Source organism: Micromonospora sp. NPDC051925 (assembly GCF_044548625.1).
Classification (GTDB): domain Bacteria; phylum Actinomycetota; class Actinomycetes; order Mycobacteriales; family Micromonosporaceae; genus Micromonospora.
The window spans coordinates 1-16,519 of record NZ_JBIUCH010000001.1 but is presented as its reverse complement, the minus strand read 5'-3'; the positions used below and the strand labels follow the sequence as shown (position 1 = coordinate 16,519).

Here is a 16,519-nt window from a genome sequence, read left to right as displayed (position 1 = left end):
TCCTGGCCCAACCACAGCTGTCAACAACACGACTCCACCCGAGAGTGTCCATAATGGACAAGCCCACATCCCAGTCCCACTCAGAGGACCGCCCAGGTCACGAGCCATGTCGATACGACAACAATCACTACCCACACACGAAAACGCCGCGACCGGAACCCGGCCGCGGCGTCCGAAACGCCTTGATCAACCCGCCCGCCGCCGCGCCCGCCGCGCCGCCAACTCGTCACCCACCACATCCGACGAGCCCTCCGCGACACCCCCGGCAGCCGGGACCGAATCCCCACCGCCGGCCGCCGCCGGCTCCGCCGGCAGATGCGACAACGAACCCTGAATCTCCTTGAACGCCCCACCGATCGCAATACCGAACACACCCTGGCCACCCTGCAACAGGTCGACCACCTCCTCCGGAGACCGGCACTCGTACACCGTCGTCCCATCCGAAATGAGCGTGATCCCCGCCAGGTCCTCCACCCCACGCGACCGCAACGCCTCGATCGCCTTACGGATGTTCTGCAACGACACCCCGGCATCCAACAACCGCTTGACGACCTTCAACACCACCAGGTCCCGGAACGAGTACAACCGGGACGTACCCGAACCCGACGCGTCCCGCACACTCGGCACCACCAGCGTCGTCCGCGCCCAGTAGTCCAACTGCCGGTAACTGATCCCCGCCGCGTGGCAGGCCGTCACACCCCGGTACCCCACCGCACCGTCACCGTCCAACGGCACCGGCGACGACACCGCCCCCGACTCGCCCCGCTCCACACCTGGCTCAGGATCCCGCGGCTCGTGCATCCCGACAACCTCCCCGTCAGTGCGGCAACACGTCGCTTGCCGCGACATGCACCCCTCGACACGGCAACACTAACGCCGCACCCAGGTGTTACCACGGAGAAACCGCCGCGACACGCCGCGCGACGACACACCAGAGCACCGGCATCGCCACCGCGACACCCGCACCGCACCCACGAGAACCCGGCGATCAGCCGGCGAAATCCTCCGGACGCACCTGCTCCAGGAACTCCCGGAACTTCTCCACCTCGTCCTCCTGCTCGTCGGGGATCACGATCCCCGCCTCACTGAGGACCTGCTCCGCACAACGAATAGGCGCACCCACCCGCAACGCCAACGCGATCGAATCACTCGGCCGGGCCGACACCCGCACCCCGTCACCCAGCAACAGATCAGCGTAGAAGACGTTCTCCTTCAACTCGGTGATCTCCACCGCCCGCAACGGCGACTTCAACGCCGCCAGCACATCCCGCAACAGATCATGCGTCAACGGCCGGGCCGGTTTGACCCCCTGCTGCTCGTAGGCGATGGCCGTGGCCTCGACCGCACCGATCCAGATCGGCAGATAGCGGTCGCCCTCGACCTCCCTGAGCAGGACGATCGGCTGGTTGCTGGGCAGCTCCACCCGAACCCCGACCACGCTCAGCTCGCGCACCGCCGCCTCCGTGTCGTTGTCACCTACACCCGCACCGCGCCCTATCCCTGCACGGTACACGGACCGCGACACGGCCGTCCCATCCGCACCAGCACACGCACCGCGCCAGAAAAGGGGTTACCCCGGCAAGCCTACGGCACGCTTCCCGGGGCAGAACCTTCCGCACACACCACCGAACACATCACCGACCCAACGTCGACCGCAACCCCACCCGCACCAACGCCGCGTGCAATTGCTGCGACAACGCCACCAACTCCCGCGCCGTCTCCGCCGCCCGCGCCCGCGCCGCCGGATCCGACTGCCGCGCCAACGGCGCCACCAACTGCGCGAACAGACCGACCTCACGATCCGCCGACGACCGGTAACCCCGCAGATGCCGAGGCTCCAACCCGTACGCCGCCAACCCCGCCACCGCCCGCGCGATGATCAACGCATCCGCGTCGTACCACCCCGGTGGATCCGGCACCAACACACCGAGCCGCTCCAACTCACCCAACGTCGACTCGGCGATCCCGCTACGCGCCACCAGATCGGCCCGCCCGAGCCGCACCTGCGACTCAGGCTCCTCCGCCGACCGCCCCGGCACCTCACCACCGGGACCGACCGCCACCAACGTCGGCCGCTGACGGCCCGACGCCTCGTCGTCACCGTCCCACTGCGCCAACTGCTCACGAATCACCCGCAACGGCAGATACTGATCCCGCTGCGCGGTCAACACGAACCGCAGCCGGGCCACATCATCCCAGCTGTACTTCCGGTAACCCGCCGCCGTGCGCTGCGGCTCCACCAGGCCCTCGGCCTCAAGGAACCGCAGCTTCGAAATGGTGACGTCCGGAAACTCCGCCCGCAGCTGACCCAACACCTCACCGATACTCATCAGCGGGTGCGACCGGGCCGCCCCGGACGACATGGAGGCCGCAGGCTCGTTCACCCCCGGCCGGCCTCCTCCTCCGGGCGAGGACCGGCGATGAACACCACCCGGAACTTACCGATCTGCACCTCGTCACCATTGCTCAACGTGGCCGCCTCGACCCGCTCCCGGTTCACGTAGGTGCCGTTCAGGCTCCCCACATCCCGGACCGTGAACGTCCCCGCATCCCGATGGAACTCGGCGTGCCGGCGTGACACCGTCACATCGTCCAGGAAGATGTCACTGTCCGGATGCCGGCCACTCGTCGTCACATCATGGTCCAACAGGAACCGGGCACCCGCATTCGGGCCCCGACGAACCACCAGCAGCGCCATACCCGGCGGCAACGAGCCGGACATCCGACTCGGCACCACATCGGTGTCCGGACCCTCCAGCACTTCGTCCAACGAACCGAGATTGAGCGTCGAAGTGACGTCGAGCGGGGGGAACTCGTCGCCTGGGCGCGTCATGGGACCACCTCACGGATCAGTTCGGTCAGCGTCAGGATAATGGCGGGTTTGGCCGCCGGGCAGATCTCACACCCGGCGGCTGGCTCCCCGTGCCCAGGAAGGCAATCACCCAACGCTCAACCATTTGGGGTTCTCGGTCGACTGGGCGAGCCTAGCCAGCGCCGAAATGCAGGGCAACCGGACGCGCGGAGAACATCACCCACGCCCGGCACGACACCACTCAGCTCTCGGTGAGCTCACGGTACGCGTCGGCGGTCAACAACCCGTCCACCGCCGCCGGATCCGCCGGCGCGATCTCCACCAACCAACCCGCACCGTACGGATCCGAATTGATCACCTCAGGAGAATCGCCCAACGCCTCGTTCCGCGCCGACACCGTCCCACTCACCGGCGCGTAGATCTCCGACACGCTCTTGGTCGACTCGATCTCGCCCAACGACTCACCGGCCTCCACCACCACACCGGAGTCCGGCAACTGGACGAACACGATGTCACCCAACGCATCCTGCGCGAACTGGGTGATACCGACCCGGACGTTACCGCCCTCGGCACCGACCACCCACTCGTGCTCGGCGGTGTAACGCAGATCCTCAGGAATCACCAGCGCGTCCCTCATCCATCGGTGCGCCGGGACGACCCGGCGCGGCCGCGCCGGTCAGGAGACCGGACGGGCGTGTTCCAGCTTCAACGGCGCGTGCAGCGCCGAAACCTCGGCAACCTCACGCTCCTCGACGCTCACGTTACCGCCGTCACCGCGAACCGATGCGGCCACCCCGCCCGGAATGTTCAACGCGGTACGCATCGTCTCCGGATCACCGATCACCGTGATCGTGAACGGACCCGTCAACGTCCGCCCGTCCACCACCAACACATCCCCCGCCCCGTCCAGGAAGTACGTCGAGGCGACGATCCGCGCCGACGCCCGATCCCCACCGGAGATCTGCATCGCCTCCGCGCCCGCACCCCGCAACTCCTGCACCGCGTCCAGCACCCGATCCGCCCGGATCGGCTTGCCACCCGGCTCGAACCGCACCGCCAGCCCCGGCCCCCGCGCCGGCAACGTGCCCGCCAGGATGCCCAACTCGTCGGCCCGCTTCGTCGCCTCCTCCAGCGCCGCCTGCCGACCCTGCTCCCCCGAACGCAACTGCCGCTGGCTGTCCTCCAGGCCCTCGATGTCCTGCTGCAACCGCTTCTCCCGGGAATCCAGATCCGAGAAGATCCGCACCAGGTCCTCCTGCCGGGTCGCCGCCAACGTCGGATCCGTCGAGGTGGTCTTCAACTGCACCACCAGCGTGAACCCCAACACCGCCAACAACGCCGCGATCATCACACCCGCCGACGACACCTTCCGACCGGACGACGCGGGCTGGTCCCGCATCGACTCGGAAGCCGAAGACTCCGCGTCGGACGACGCGACCTCCGCGAGATTCACCGTCGGCCCGCCGTCGTCACCGGAACCCGAGGGATGATCATCCGGCGGCTCATCCGGGACCAGCGGACTCAACTCGTCCGGGGCCGGCGCGTCCGGCCGCGGATCCGGCTCACCCGCCGGCCCCGACGGACGAACCGGCTCCGCCGGCTCAGGCCACCCGGTGCCTGTCTCCCGATCCTCGTCACTCACGCCACAAACCTACGCCCGGAACAGGTGCCGGCGGATCGCCGCCACGTTTCCGAAGATCCGCACCCCCAGCACGACCACCACCCCCGTGGACAACTGACCCCCCACCCCCAACTGGTCACCCAGGTACACGATCAACCCGGCCACCAACACGTTCGAGATGAACGACACCACGAACTGCTTGTCGTCGAAGATCCGGTCCAGCTTCGCCCGCACCCCACCGAACACGGCATCGAGCGCGGCCACCACGGCGATCGGCAGGTACGGCTGCAACGCCGCCGGCACCGTCGGATCAAGATAGATCCCGAGCACCACACCGGCGAGCAGCGCCAGCACCGCGATCATCGGACACCTCCGGAGGGGCGGGAAGACGAACCCGGACCGGACGGCCCGGGACCGGTCGAACGGACAGCAGCACCCGAACCCGTCGCCGCCGGACTCGGACTGACCGACGGCTCCGCGTAGCGTAGCCGCGGCTCCGGAGCGGCCGGCAGGGTGAGGTCGTCAGTCTCGCGCACCTCGAACGACAGACCGGTGTCCCGGGCCACCCGACGCATCAGATACGCCGAGCGACTGTCGTCGAACCGGTCCCGCAACGACCGCGGTCCGATCGCCGAAACCTCGTACGGACTGGTCACCGGCCGGAAGTCCACCAGGATCGCCGCCCCCGCCGACCGGATCGTCGACGTCGCCGTCAACCGCTGACCGTTGATCGAGATCGCCTCCGCACCCGAGGCCCACAGATCGTTGGCGACCTTCTGCAGATCCGAGTAGATCACCCGGGACGGCCCCGCCCCCGAGTCACCGGTCACCGCGCCGTCGTCCTGCACGGGCGCATCGGCCAACCGCACCACCACACCGTCGCCGCGCACCCGGCCGAGCCCGGTGCCCGCCTCCAGGTTGCGCAACCGGGCCGCCTGCGAGCCACTCAACGCCGCGTCCCGCTGCCGACCGACCTCCTCACGCAGCCGCCCGGCCCGCGCGGTCATCTCGTCGGTCTCCGCCTCCCGCTGCTTGATCTGCGCGATCAACGCGGCCCGCGCCTGGCTGCGGCTCGGCTCGTCGGCCATCGTCTCCCGGTACGCCACCGCGAACAGGAAACCCACCGCGGCGACCACCACCACCGCCACCGCCCGCGCGGCGGCACCCCGCCAACCGGCCGGCCCGGGCTTCTCCTGCCGACGGGCCGCCGCGTCGGCGTAGCCCGGATCCAACGGATTCTGGAACAGCTCGGTGAGGAAATCCGGGGTGAACAACCGGACCGGCGGCTTCGGCCCGTCCTGCGGCGCGCTCACGCGGCGGCTCCCCCGGCCCCCGGGCGCACCGCACGGACCAGCCGGCTCGCCTGCACCACGTACATCGCCCCGGCCACCCAGTACAGCACCAGACCCCACCAGGCCAACGCCCAGCCGATCGCCGCGGCCGTCGTCGCCACCACCGACGTGGTCGCCGACGCCAACAGCAGGACCGGGAAGGCGGCCAGCAGCAGGAAGGTGGCGGTCTTGCCGACGTAGTGCACCGGCGGCGGCCCGTAGCCGTACCGGCGCAGCACCGCCAACGAGCCGAGCAGCAGCAGTTCCCGGGCCAGCAGCGCCGCCGTGAACTGCCACGGCACCACCTCACGGGCGGTGAAGGCGAGCAGCGTGGCGAGGATGTAGAGCCGGTCGGCCAGCGGGTCGAGCAGTTCGCCCAGCCGGCTGACCTGCCCGAGTCGACGGGCGATCCACCCGTCGACCCAGTCGGAGGTGCCACCGGCGGCGAGCACCACGATCGCCGCCACGTCCGCCTCCACGACCAGGAACAGCCAGAGGAACAGGGGCACCCCGAGCAACCGGACGAAGCTGATCAGGTTCGGCAACGTCAGCACCCGGTCCGTCGCGGCGGTGTCACCGCCCGGTTCACGCGGATGCTCTGCCCGAGCCGGCCGACGTGACACCGAACCTCCCTCCGCAGCACGATCCGGGTGCCCGTGTGGGCCACGGTCAGCCGTGCGCGCTACCGGGCCGGCGGAGTGCCGGCGCCTCGGTGATCCCGGCCGGGACCTCCCCCTGATGTGGTCCGGGATGGTCGAAATCCCGGGCCGGCAGCCACTATATCGGGCCCGTTCGGGTCGTCCGGCGGGGCGCGTTCGGGCTGGTGGTTTCTGCGTGTTGTGGTCTGTGTCACCACCGGTAAGGCATCCTAGGACACTGTCGGTGCCGGAGTGGAGGCGTCGGCAAGGGGTCAGGCGGTACGGGCGGCGTCCGTCTGCGGCGTCGGGGCACCGGATGCCGCCGCCTGACCGAAGGCCACCAGCGCCAACAGCAACTCGTGCTGGGCCCGCGGCGGCATCCGGTCCAGTACCGCCTGCACCGCCCGGTGCCGCCGCTCCCGCACCTCCGCCAACAGGGTCACCGCCGCGGCGGTGAGGACCAGCCGCACCTCGCGCCGGTCCCGGGGATCCGGGGTCCGGCGCAGCAGGCCGGTGGCCTCCAGCCGGTCACAGAGCCGACTGGCGGACGAGGGCACCACGTCCAGCAGTTCGGCCAGCCCGTTGACGTTCGTCTCCGGTCGGTCCTTGATCAAGGCCAGCACCCGCAACTGGGTCGGCGGGACCGTCACCTGGTGTCGGGAGGTGGCGGAATCGAGCACACCGACGAACGCCTCGGCCGCGGCATCGATCGCCGCGGCAAGATCCGGAGGTCGATCCACCCACTGTCCCCTGCGATTGTCCGCTGTCGTGTGTCGCTGACGGCCGATCATCGTTCGCGCCGCCCGCCGGGCCCGCACCAGTCCAGGCACACGACGACGGCGTCGTCACGAAGATCGGTGTCGGCATGATATGCGAACAGCTCGCGCATCACCGTACCAACCGCCTCCGTCGCCGGTTGCAGCCGAGTCGACCGCATCGACCGGGCCATGGCCCGCTCACCGTAGGCCTCCTGGCCACCGGGCTGCGCGTCGTACACGCCGTCGCTGACCACGAAGAGCCGGTCGCCGGGCAGCACGTCGAACTCCTGCACCGTGTACCGGGTCTCGGCGAACATACCCAGCGGCAGTTGCTGTTCGAGGTCGATCCGCTCCACGGTGGTCCCCCGCAGCCGCAGCACACGCGGCGAACCGGCATCCACCGCCCGCGCCCGACCGGTGGCGGTGTCCACCGACAGCAGCAACGTCGCCACGTGCCGTTGCCCCCGATGTTGGTAGAACAGGGTGTCCGAGGCCAGCTCGGCCTGCTCCACCAGACCGCCGCCCGAACGCCTCGCGTTACGGATCGCGTTGACCGTGAGCGCGGTGAGCATCGCGGCGGCCAGCCCGGTCCCGGCGCCGTTGAGGACGGTGAGGGTGAGCCGTCCGGGGTCGACCGACCAGTCGAAGTGGTCACCGCCCACGGAGTACGCCGGTTCCAGCTGCCCGGCCAGCAGGAACGCCTCGTGGGTGACACTGCGCCCCGGCAGCAGGTCCCACTGCATCTCGGCCGCCATGCTGAGCCGTTCCCGACGTCGCGTCCGTCGGTACCGGTCGGTCTCCCGATCGGCGGCCCGCAACGTGGTGGCCAGGTCGACGGCCAGATCGGCGATCAGCTCCACGGTCGGGCGCGGTGGGCTGTCGGTCAGCTCGACCAGGAACACCCCCAGCCGTTCCCCCCAGGCGGTCAGCGGCACCCACACCCGACAGTGCGTGCCGTCGTACGGGTCGAGCACCGGTTGCTGGCTGCTGAAGCAGCGTTGCGCGGCACCCTGGTCGCTGAGGGAACCGGCGGACAGCTCCGGGTCGAGCACCGACCACAGCCCACTGATCCGATAGTCGGCCAGGAACACGTCGACCCGCACCGCGGCGAACGCGGACCGGAGGGCCCGGTCGACGGCCTCCACCAGTTGGTCGGGTGGAGCCTCACGTAGCGCACGCGACATCGCTGCGAGCGCATCCGGCATGTTCGTCCCTCCGAGATTCTTGCTACAGGGCAAGCATCATACGGAGGGATCGACCCGGCCCGGCCCCGGGCCACCCGGGCCCCGGGCGGCCGTGTTCGGCACGCTCGCCGGGCGTCGAACCCCGCCGGCACCGGCGCTCCCTGCGGGCGGGGCAGTCGTACCGGCCACGGTCGCGGTATCGGCCCGCCGACCCCCGCCCGGCCGGGATACTGGCGCGGGCAGGAGGTGCGCGGGTGAACTCGTCGAACGGCGCGGCGGTCGTGGTGGGCGTGGACGGCTCGGAGCCGGCGCTGCGCGCCGTGCGACTGGCCGCGACGGAGGCGGCCCGTCGACACCTGCCCTTGCGGGTGGTGCACGGCTTCATCTGGCCGCTGCTGCGGGCGCCGATCGATCCGCTGGCCGGCAACCCGCCCGGTGGCGGGTTGCGCCAGCAGGCGAAGAACCTGGTCGAGGCAGCCGTGGCCGAGGCCCTCGCGACCAGCCCCGGAATCCGGGTGACCGGTGAGATCATCGACGGCGAGGCCTCGGCGGTGCTGCTGGGTGAGTCCCCCACCGCGGCGATGATCGTCGTGGGCGACCGGGGCCTCGGCGGGTTCACCGCCCTGGTGGTCGGTTCGGTGGCGATCCAGGTCGCCACGCACGCCGACTGTCCGGTACTGGTCGCCCGGGGCGAGGAACACGCCGACGGCCCGGTGGTGGTCGGCGTCGACGGCTCGGCGACGTCCCTCGGCGCGGTCGAGTTCGCCGCCGCGCAGGCGTCCGCGCTCGGGGTACGGCTGCGCGCCGTGCGCGCCTACACCCATCCGGCCGCCACCCGCCCCGGGGACATCCAACCCCTGGTGTACGACGAGGCGCTGCTGCGCGACGAGGAGGACGCCGTGCTCGCCGAGAGCCTCGTCGGGCTCGCCGAACGACACCCCGACGTCCCGATCGACCGGGAGCCGGTGCATGCCCGGCCGGTCGCCGCGCTCACCGAGGCGTCCCGTCGGGCCCGGTTGGTGGTGGTCGGCGGTCGGGGCCACGGCGAGCTGGCCGGGCTGCTGCTCGGTTCGGTCAGTCACGGGGTGTTGCACCGCAGCGCCTGCCCGGTCGCGGTGGTCCGCACCCCGGACTGAGGGGAACCGGCCCACGGCTGGCCGCGCAGGGAACCGGCCCCGGATCGGGGCGAGCGTGGCCGGACCGCCGGACGAGGCGGACCCGGCCGGTGCTTCGGGTGGCCGTACCGGCGCGGTTGGGTGGGTCGCAGACGGGTAGTCGGCGCGGGTACCGCAGTCGCGAGGACGGACCGAGGAGGCGGCGATGCCAGGACCACGGCCGGGAAGCAACGCGTACGACAAGGAACGGGCACGGCTACGTGACCTGATCGAGCAGTCGGGACGCGCATCCGACCAGAAGGCCAACCAGGTGGCCAACCGGATTCTCCAGGAGGACCGCGGCCAGCGCGGCGTGGTCCGGGGTGAACGGACCTACGGCCCCAAGGGTGAACGCGAACCCGGCGACCCGAAGTGAGGCTCCGGAACCCCTGCTGACGCCCGCCACCGACGGATGACGGCGTGCCGCCCGGTGGTGGGCTCACGGTGGGGCGGTCATCACCGGGATCCGGTGGCGACCGCCCCACCGTAGGGCGGTCAGCCCCGGTCGCTGTCGTCGTCGGCGGTCCGGCCGCCCGGACCGTACGGGGACGCCTGGCCGCGGGGCGTCCGCCGACCCCGGTCACCCGGTGAGGTGCCCCGGTGGGCGGGATGACCAGCCGGGCCGGGCCCCTTGCTGTCCTGCACGGTCGGGTTGTTCCCGTTGCGGCGCATCTCGGGCTGCTGCACGTTCGTCACGGGTGTCTCCCTCCGGCTCCCGGGCACGGATGCTCCGCGCCCGGGATGCGGTTACCCGCCACCGCGGGGCGCATGCGACCCCCGCACATCTCGACCCCCGCGGCAGGGCTGAGGCCCGGCAGGACGGGTAGTACCGGGTGATGGGGGACGATCGACGGGTGGCCCGGACGCTGCTGGACCGGCAGGGCCGCACCTATGCCGAGGAGGCCGGGATCACGGTGGCCGACCGGCCCGGTCCGCTCTATCAGCTGCTGGTGCTCACCACACTGCTGAGCACCCGGATCCGGGCCCAGGTGGCGGTGGCCGCCGCCCGGGAGCTGTTCGCCGCCGGCTGGCGTACCCCGCAGGCGATGGAGGCGTCGCGCTGGCAGGACCGGGTCGACGCGCTGGGTCGCGGCCACTACCGCCGCTACGACGAACGGACCGCGACGATGCTGGGCACCGGCGCCCGGCTGTGTCTGGACCGCTGGCACGGTGACCTGCGGCGGCTGCACCGGGAGACCGGGGGCGAGCCGGCGGCGCTGCGGCGACGGCTGACCGAGTTTCCCGGCATCGGCCCGACCGGGGCGGACATCTTCCTCCGGGAGGCGCAGACGGTCTGGTCGGACGTGCGACCGTACGCCGACCGCCGCACCCTGGCCGGCGCGAAGCGGCTGGGGCTGCCGGCCGACCCGCACGGGCTGGCCGGGCTGGTCGCCGAGACGGACTTCGGTCGGCTGGCGTCGGCGTTGGTACGGGTGGCCCTCGGCGAGGAGTCGGCGGGTGAGGTGACCCGCACGGCCGCCGCGACCCGCTGATCGACAGGTCAGTCGACCGGCTTGTTGCCGGGCTTGGTCAGGTGCCACACCAACAGGGCGGCCAGGAGGGCCAGCAGCACCACCCCGCCGGAGACACCGCCACCCTCCTCGGTGGAGCTGCGCCCGGTCACCCCGAAGTAGATCACCGCGAGACCGGCGAGCACCGCCAGAAACGTCCGCATTCCTCGGTCCTTCACGCCCCGCACGGTACGAGCACCAAACACCACGAACAGGACTTATCGTGCGCGGTTCCCCCTTCCGGGCGACACCCCGGGCAGGCGGGTCTCGGTCCACAGCCCCGGGTGGGGGCGTCAGTCGGTCTCCAGGTCGTCGAGAGAGATGGCGTGGGTCATCAACCAGCGGGCCAGCGCGGCCATGCCGAACAACCACAGCGGCGCGGACTCGGTGGGACCGTTGGTGGCGAAGATGGCGAACCGCAGGTCCGGGGCCCGGTACGCCTCGATCCGCCAGCGATGGTTCCGGTCCCGCCAGACCGCCGAAGGGTCCATGGCGTCACGGTAGGCGACCGGGGACCGTGGGGAGGGCGGTTCACCACCTCGCCCCGGCCGACCGGTCAGCCGACCACCTCGCGGGCGTCATCGGGCAGCCGGCGGGTCACCCCCCGCCGGTCCAGCAGCTCCAACAGCGGCACCGCCACCCGACGGGTGGTGTCCAGTGCCCGCCGGGCGGCGCTGAGGGTGAACGGCTGCGGCAGCCGGGCGAGCACCCGTACCGCCTCGTCGGCCGCGCCGGGCAGCAGCACCACGTTCTCCGCCAGCCGCAGCAGCGCACCGGCCCGGACGGCGGCGCCGACCTCCCGGGGGCCGAGGCCCAGGGCGGTGAGCCGGTCGGCCTCCGGCGCGCGGAACGGGTTGCCGGCGTACTCGCGGCGGACCCGGTCGACCGCCCGCGCCACCGGCTCGGGCAGCCCGTCGGACGCACCGGTGCCGATCCGCCCGGCCCGCAGCGTCAACGGTGGCCGGACCAGCGCCTCCACCAGGGCCCGGTCGGGCAGGCCGAGGCGCTGTCGCAGCGCCTCCACCGGTGCGCCCGGTTCCAGCGGATGCGCACCGGCCCAGGCGGTGACCTCCTCGACCAGCCGCACGCCCAGCCACCGCCAGTGCCCGGGGTCGGCCAGCCAGTCCCCGGTGACCGGGGCGACGCGCCCGGTGACCCCCATCCGGGTCAGCTCGGCGGCCCGGACGAGCCGGCGGCGGCGCAGCTCGCCGGCCAGGTCGGGGCACCCGTCGAGGCCGGCGAGGACGGTGGCACGGGCGGCGGCGGCACCCCGCCGGGTCAGCGGCGGCGGCGCCACGTCCAGCACGGTCACCCCACCGCAGACGTGCCGCCGACCCGGATCGCGCAGCAGCGCCCGGTCCCCGATCAACAGGGGCAGCGGGCGGGCCAGCCGCAGCCGCAGGGTGTCCCCGCCCAGCGGCCGGACCCGGGCCGGCACGGCCGCCGAACCGACGTGCAGGGTCAACGTGGCCGGCAGGTCACCGGCCGGATCACCGGCCAGCCGCACGTCCAGCAGGTCGGTCCGATGGAACCGGCCGGGGGTGAGCAGCGCGTCACCCCGACCGAGCCGGTCCCTGGGCACCCCGCGCAGGTTGACCGCCACCCGGGCCACCGCCGCGACCCGCTCCTCGGCCACACCGAGTCGGTGCAGGCCACGAACCCGGAGCAGCTCCCCGGTCGCGGCAAGCTCCACCTGGTCACCGACGCGCAGCCCGCCACCGCCGAGGGTGCCGGTGACCACCGTGCCGCTGCCCCGGATGGTGAACGCCCGGTCCACCCACAGCCGCACCGGCCCGTCGGGCGTCGGCGCGGGCAGCCGGCCGACCAGCCGGTCCAGGGCGGCGCGCAGCTCGGGCAGGCCGACACCGGTGACGGCGCTGACCGCCACCGACTCCACCGCCCCGAGCGACGTCGCGGCGATCCGGGCGCGGGCCTGCGCCAGCGCCGGCCCCGGATCGGCGAGGTCCGCCCGGGTCACCACCAGCAGCCCGTACGACACCCCGAGGGCGTGCAGGGCGGCCAGGTGTTCGGCCGACTGCGGCATCCAACCCTCGTCGGCGGCGACCACGACCAGAGCCGCCGGCACCGGCCCCACCCCGGCGAGCATGTTCGGCACGAACCGCTCGTGCCCCGGCACGTCGACGAAGGCGATCGTGCCACCGCCGGGCAGGGTGGTCCAGGCGAAACCGAGGTCGATGGTCATCCCCCGGCGGCGCTCCTCCGCCCACCGGTCCGGTTCCATCCCGGTCAGCGCCCGGACCAGGGTGGACTTGCCGTGGTCGACGTGCCCGGCGGTAGCGACGACGTGCATCTCAGTCGGCCACCCGCAGCACCGCGTCGCGTAGCGCGTCGTCGGCGGCGGCGGGAACGCAGCGCAGGTCCAGCAGCAGCCGACCCCGGACCACCCGGCCGAGCACCGGCGGGTCGCCCTGCCGCAGCGGGTCGGCGTACCGCTCGGGCAGGCTCAACGACCAGGAGTCCAGCTCGACGCCGGGTGCCCCGCCCCCGCCGACCACGGCGACGCTGGGCACCACCTCGGCCTTGCGGCCCTCGACACCGAGGGCGTCGCGCAGCCGTTCGGACCGTTCCCGCAGCACCGCCGGGTCGGCGTGCAGGGCGGCCCGGGTCGGGGTGTCCGGCCCCCGCAGGGTGGCCGCCAGCGCGGCGAGGGTCAGCTTGTCGACCCGCAGCGCCCGCGCCAGCGGGTGTCGACGCAACCGGTCGACCAGGTCGGCGGCACCGAGCAGCAGGCCGGCCTGCGGACCGCCGAGCAGCTTGTCCCCGCTGGCGGTGACCAGGTGCGCCCCGGCCCGCAGGGTGCCGGCGGCGTCCGGCTCGGCGGGCAGCAACGGGTCGGCGGTGAGCAGTCCGGAGCCGATGTCGGCCACCACCGGCACCCCGAGGGTGGCCAGCTCGCCGACGCCGACGGCGGAGGTGAAGCCGGTGACCACGAAGTTGGACGGGTGCACCTTGAGCACGAAACCGGTCTGCGGCCCGACCGCCCGGGCGTAGTCGTCGCGGGTGGTGCGGTTGGTCGTGCCGACCTCGCGCAGTCGGGCGCCGGTGCTGGCGAGCAGTTCGGGCAGGCGGAACCCGTCGCCGATCTCCACCAGCTCGCCCCGGCTGACCACGATCTCCCGGCCGGCGGCCAACGCGGTCGCGGCGAGCACCAGGGCCGCCGCGCCGTTGTTGACCACGTGCACGGCGGCGGCGTCCGGCACCGCGACGGCGAGCGCGTCCAGCGCGTCCCGGCCGCGGCGGGCCCGCCGCCCGGTCCGCAGGTCCAGCTCCACGTCGGTGCAGCCGGCGGCGGCGACCAGCGCGTCGACGGCGGCCGTGGACAGCGGGGCCCGGCCGAGGTTGGTGTGCAGCACCACCCCGGTGGCGTTGAGCACCGCCCGGGGCGTCGGCGCGGGAAGCCCGGCGAGCGCCGCGTCGCGTACCTCGTCGGGGGTGATCTCACCGTGCCGGGCCCGGTGCTGGGCGGCGACGACGGCGGCCTTGACCCGCTCCCGGCCCAGGTGGGTCACGGCGGCGGCCAGCGCCGGGTCGGCGAGCAGGAGGTCGGTACGCGGCACCCGCCGTCGCGGGTCGACCGACGCCTGGCCCATGCGTGTCCACTCCCCCGGTGACTGTCGGCTGCACCGGTAGCTGTCGGCACACCGGTGGTCCTTGGCGGAGACGGACGGGAATCGAACCCGCCTGGCCCGGATCCCGGACCACACCAGTTTTGAAGACTGGGAGGGGCACCAGCCACCTGAACGCCTCCGCCCCGGAGTCAACCACAGCCACCGGCCGGACGTACGGTGAGGTGTCAGACCTCGCCGGCCTCCCGGCGGCGGATCCGCTCGCGCTGCGGCAGCACCGTGTACTTCGGGTCCCGCGCCGAGGCCACCCCGCCGTGGAAGATGCCGAACCGGGTGGCCACCGAGGCGGCCAGCAACGCCGTGCCGGACAGCGCGGAGAGGGCACGGCTGCGCCGGCCGACCAGCGCGCCGACCACCCCGGCGGCGGTGAGCAGCCGACCGGCGCGCAGCAACCGACCCGCCGTGCCCGCCCGGTAGGGCTCGCTGAGCAGCCCCAGCCGGGTCTCCACCGAGTGGGCGCCCCACAGCTCCAGGGCGGCCCCGGCCACCGCGAACCGGCGGGCCGGCCCGGCCTGGGCACAGGGCGCGGCGATCAGCCCGACGCCGGCGCCGCTGGCCAGCGCGCTGCCCGCGAAGATGGTGGGCAGCTCCGGGTACGCCTCGTGCCACGACGGCACGGCGGTGCCGGCCAGCAACACCCCGGTGTACGTGGCCAGCGCGGGCGCGACGGCGGCGGCGGCCAGCCCGGCGACCCGCCCGGTCGGGGGCAGCAGCCGACGGGCCAGGCCGAACACGCCGCGCGTCGGCAGCAGCGGTGCGCCCTCGGCGATGGCGGCGAGCCCGGCGGCCGGACCGTAGGCGGTGAGGATCCAGGTGCCCACCGACATCGGCGAGGTCGGCTTCGCCACCCGCAGCATGTGGTGGAACCGCGCCGGCCGGCCCAGGTCGTTGACCAGGAAGTACGCGCTGGCGGTGACCGCGCCCAGCGCGGTCACCCGGCCGGCCCGACGCAACGCCGGCCGGTCGGTGAGCTGTCCCCCGGCGGCCAGCAGCGACGACCCGGCGGCCAGCCCGCCGGTGAACAGGTACGCGGCGATGTCCCACCGCCACACCGGGGCCTTGAGGATCGGCCGACCGTAGTAGGAGGTGAACTCCGCCTCCGGAACCCGCAGCTCCTCGCCGCCGCGCCGACCACGTCCACCGCCGCGCCTCCGGTCCCCCCGCGGCACGTCACGGGGCGGTACGACGACCGGGGCGGCGTCCGGCCGCGGGCCCCCGGCGGGCCCCCCACCGACCTTCGACCCGTGGCCGAGCCGCACGGAGGACCGCACCGACCGGAAGCCACCGTCGGCGGCCAGCCGCTCGCGGAAGCCGCGGAACCGCTGCCCCACCGGAATCCGGTCCGTGCTCACGACGACCCTCCCAGGAACGCGGCGACGGCCGCCGCCGTCATGGCCAGCGCGGCCAGGCCGGCCCGCCGCCACATCCTCGGCAGGTCCCGGGTGGTGACCACCGGGTCCGGTGGGAGGCCGTACACCTCGGGCTCGTCGAGGAGCAGGAAGAACGCGCCGTCGCCGCCGACGCCGTCGGTCGGGTCGTGACCGTACAGCCGGGCCTCCGGCACGCCCCGCCCGTGCAGCGTGGTGACCCGCTGGGCGGCCCGGTCCCGCAGCTCGTCGAGGGGACCGTACTGGATGGACTCGGTCGGGCAGGCCTGGGCGCAGGCCGGCGTCAGGCCCGCGCCGAGCCGGTCGTAACACAGCGTGCACTTCCACGCCCGGCCGTCGCCCTTACGCTGGTCGATCACCCCGTACGGGCAGGCGGAGATGCAGTGAGCCTTTCCGCGTAACGGCGTGAGTGCGGTGGGTGGTCGCCGTGGTGGTCGGTGCGGACACGCCCGAACCCGTTGCGGTGCAAGGAAAA

At 72.9% G+C, this 16,519-nt stretch carries 20 protein-coding genes, 1 tRNA gene and 1 pseudogene; 3 read left to right on the top strand and 19 right to left on the bottom strand.

The window, feature by feature from the left end:
* Positions 1–186 precede the first annotated feature (186 nt).
* The 11 genes from ACIG87_RS00110 to ACIG87_RS00060 all read right to left on the bottom strand — a co-directional run bounded on the left by ACIG87_RS00110 (position 187) and on the right by ACIG87_RS00060 (position 8,365).
* Complete coding sequence (locus ACIG87_RS00110) at positions 187–801, bottom strand: MerR family transcriptional regulator (protein ID WP_396846643.1); 615 nt, start codon at positions 799–801, stop codon at positions 187–189.
* 187 nt (positions 802–988) lie between these two features.
* Complete coding sequence (locus ACIG87_RS00105; RefSeq protein ID WP_396846641.1) at positions 989–1,453, bottom strand: bifunctional nuclease family protein; 465 nt, start codon at positions 1,451–1,453, stop codon at positions 989–991.
* A 181-nt stretch (positions 1,454–1,634) separates the two neighbouring features.
* The gene (locus ACIG87_RS00100; protein ID WP_396847558.1) at positions 1,635–2,330 is read right to left on the bottom strand and encodes a MerR family transcriptional regulator; all 696 of its coding nucleotides are present in this window, start codon (positions 2,328–2,330) and stop codon (positions 1,635–1,637) included.
* 50 nt (positions 2,331–2,380) lie between these two features.
* Positions 2,381–2,833 (bottom strand): FHA domain-containing protein, encoded by a 453-nt coding sequence (locus ACIG87_RS00095; protein ID WP_145919984.1) that lies wholly within the window; start codon positions 2,831–2,833, stop codon positions 2,381–2,383.
* A 220-nt stretch (positions 2,834–3,053) separates the two neighbouring features.
* Positions 3,054–3,434, bottom strand: coding sequence for a glycine cleavage system protein GcvH (gene gcvH / locus ACIG87_RS00090; RefSeq protein WP_396846639.1), 381 nt, complete (start codon positions 3,432–3,434; stop codon positions 3,054–3,056).
* A 54-nt stretch (positions 3,435–3,488) separates the two neighbouring features.
* Positions 3,489–4,454 (bottom strand): DUF881 domain-containing protein, encoded by a 966-nt coding sequence (locus ACIG87_RS00085; protein WP_396846638.1) that lies wholly within the window; start codon positions 4,452–4,454, stop codon positions 3,489–3,491.
* A gap of 9 nt (positions 4,455–4,463) precedes the next feature.
* The gene (locus ACIG87_RS00080) at positions 4,464–4,796 is read right to left on the bottom strand and encodes a small basic family protein (protein ID WP_067311500.1); all 333 of its coding nucleotides are present in this window, start codon (positions 4,794–4,796) and stop codon (positions 4,464–4,466) included.
* Positions 4,793–5,746 carry a DUF881 domain-containing protein gene (locus tag ACIG87_RS00075; RefSeq protein ID WP_396846636.1) on the bottom strand — a complete coding sequence of 318 codons (954 nt, stop codon included), beginning with the start codon at positions 5,744–5,746 and terminating at the stop codon, positions 4,793–4,795. The genes ACIG87_RS00080 and ACIG87_RS00075 overlap by 4 nt, the downstream gene beginning before the upstream one ends.
* On the bottom strand, positions 5,743–6,387 hold the full coding sequence (locus tag ACIG87_RS00070; protein ID WP_396846634.1) for a CDP-alcohol phosphatidyltransferase family protein: 645 nt from the start codon (positions 6,385–6,387) through the stop codon (positions 5,743–5,745). Before ACIG87_RS00070 ends, ACIG87_RS00075 begins: the two co-directional genes overlap by 4 nt.
* Positions 6,388–6,674: 287 nt before the next feature.
* A complete protein-coding gene (locus tag ACIG87_RS00065) occupies positions 6,675–7,142 on the bottom strand; it encodes a MarR family winged helix-turn-helix transcriptional regulator (RefSeq protein ID WP_396846632.1) in 468 nt (155 codons plus the stop codon).
* Between the two features lie 47 nt (positions 7,143–7,189).
* Positions 7,190–8,365, bottom strand: coding sequence for a PP2C family protein-serine/threonine phosphatase (locus ACIG87_RS00060; protein WP_396846631.1), 1,176 nt, complete (start codon positions 8,363–8,365; stop codon positions 7,190–7,192).
* A 233-nt stretch (positions 8,366–8,598) separates the two neighbouring features.
* Between ACIG87_RS00060 and ACIG87_RS00055 the strand changes: the two genes are divergently transcribed.
* Positions 8,599–9,480, top strand: a complete 882-nt coding sequence (locus tag ACIG87_RS00055; RefSeq protein WP_396846629.1) for a universal stress protein — start codon at positions 8,599–8,601, stop codon at positions 9,478–9,480.
* Positions 9,481–9,664: 184 nt separating this feature from the next.
* Positions 9,665–9,874, top strand: a complete 210-nt coding sequence (locus ACIG87_RS00050; protein WP_396846628.1) for a phosphatidylethanolamine-binding protein — start codon at positions 9,665–9,667, stop codon at positions 9,872–9,874.
* A gap of 119 nt (positions 9,875–9,993) precedes the next feature.
* Here ACIG87_RS00050 and ACIG87_RS00045 read toward each other — a convergent pair whose 3' ends face one another.
* Positions 9,994–10,194, bottom strand: a complete 201-nt coding sequence (locus ACIG87_RS00045) for a hypothetical protein (protein WP_396846626.1) — start codon at positions 10,192–10,194, stop codon at positions 9,994–9,996.
* Positions 10,195–10,334: 140 nt separating this feature from the next.
* On the opposite strand from ACIG87_RS00045, the gene ACIG87_RS00040 reads away from it, so the two are divergent.
* Positions 10,335–10,991, top strand: a complete 657-nt coding sequence (locus ACIG87_RS00040; protein ID WP_396846625.1) for a hypothetical protein — start codon at positions 10,335–10,337, stop codon at positions 10,989–10,991.
* A gap of 8 nt (positions 10,992–10,999) precedes the next feature.
* On the opposite strand, the gene ACIG87_RS00035 is transcribed toward ACIG87_RS00040, so the two are convergent.
* The 7 genes and pseudogenes from ACIG87_RS00035 to ACIG87_RS00005 all read right to left on the bottom strand — a co-directional run.
* Positions 11,000–11,173 (bottom strand): hypothetical protein, encoded by a 174-nt coding sequence (locus ACIG87_RS00035; protein ID WP_396846624.1) that lies wholly within the window; start codon positions 11,171–11,173, stop codon positions 11,000–11,002.
* 129 nt (positions 11,174–11,302) lie between these two features.
* Positions 11,303–11,500, bottom strand: coding sequence for a hypothetical protein (locus ACIG87_RS00030; protein WP_091240450.1), 198 nt, complete (start codon positions 11,498–11,500; stop codon positions 11,303–11,305).
* Between the two features lie 65 nt (positions 11,501–11,565).
* Entirely contained in the window at positions 11,566–13,320 is a 1,755-nt protein-coding gene (selB, locus tag ACIG87_RS00025) for a selenocysteine-specific translation elongation factor (protein WP_396846622.1), read from the bottom strand.
* A 1-nt stretch (position 13,321) separates the two neighbouring features.
* The gene (selA, locus tag ACIG87_RS00020; RefSeq protein WP_396846620.1) at positions 13,322–14,620 is read right to left on the bottom strand and encodes an L-seryl-tRNA(Sec) selenium transferase; all 1,299 of its coding nucleotides are present in this window, start codon (positions 14,618–14,620) and stop codon (positions 13,322–13,324) included.
* 62 nt (positions 14,621–14,682) lie between these two features.
* Positions 14,683–14,778 (bottom strand) — tRNA-Sec (locus tag ACIG87_RS00015).
* Between the two features lie 45 nt (positions 14,779–14,823).
* Positions 14,824–16,008 (bottom strand): NrfD/PsrC family molybdoenzyme membrane anchor subunit, encoded by a 1,185-nt coding sequence (gene nrfD / locus ACIG87_RS00010; protein ID WP_396846619.1) that lies wholly within the window; start codon positions 16,006–16,008, stop codon positions 14,824–14,826.
* A pseudogene (locus ACIG87_RS00005) lies at positions 16,005–16,439 on the bottom strand (4Fe-4S dicluster domain-containing protein); the annotation flags it as partial. The pseudogene ACIG87_RS00005 and the gene nrfD, both read right to left, overlap by 4 nt.
* Between the last annotated feature and the right edge of the window lie 80 nt (positions 16,440–16,519).

Coding starts and splice junctions, on each gene's coding strand:
- ACIG87_RS00110 (WP_396846643.1), bottom strand. CDS start 801: ATGCACGAGCCGCGGGATCCTGAGCCAGGTGTGGAGCGGGGCGAGTCG.
- ACIG87_RS00100 (WP_396847558.1), bottom strand. CDS start 2,330: ATGAGTATCGGTGAGGTGTTGGGTCAGCTGCGGGCGGAGTTTCCGGAC.
- ACIG87_RS00095 (WP_145919984.1), bottom strand. CDS start 2,833: ATGACGCGCCCAGGCGACGAGTTCCCCCCGCTCGACGTCACTTCGACG.
- ACIG87_RS00080 (WP_067311500.1), bottom strand. CDS start 4,796: ATGATCGCGGTGCTGGCGCTGCTCGCCGGTGTGGTGCTCGGGATCTAT.
- ACIG87_RS00060 (WP_396846631.1), bottom strand. CDS start 8,365: ATGCCGGATGCGCTCGCAGCGATGTCGCGTGCGCTACGTGAGGCTCCA.
- ACIG87_RS00050 (WP_396846628.1), top strand. CDS start 9,665: ATGCCAGGACCACGGCCGGGAAGCAACGCGTACGACAAGGAACGGGCA.
- ACIG87_RS00040 (WP_396846625.1), top strand. CDS start 10,335: ATGGGGGACGATCGACGGGTGGCCCGGACGCTGCTGGACCGGCAGGGC.
- ACIG87_RS00035 (WP_396846624.1), bottom strand. CDS start 11,173: ATGCGGACGTTTCTGGCGGTGCTCGCCGGTCTCGCGGTGATCTACTTC.
- ACIG87_RS00030 (WP_091240450.1), bottom strand. CDS start 11,500: ATGGACCCTTCGGCGGTCTGGCGGGACCGGAACCATCGCTGGCGGATC.
- selB (WP_396846622.1), bottom strand. CDS start 13,320: ATGCACGTCGTCGCTACCGCCGGGCACGTCGACCACGGCAAGTCCACC.
- selA (WP_396846620.1), bottom strand. CDS start 14,620: ATGGGCCAGGCGTCGGTCGACCCGCGACGGCGGGTGCCGCGTACCGAC.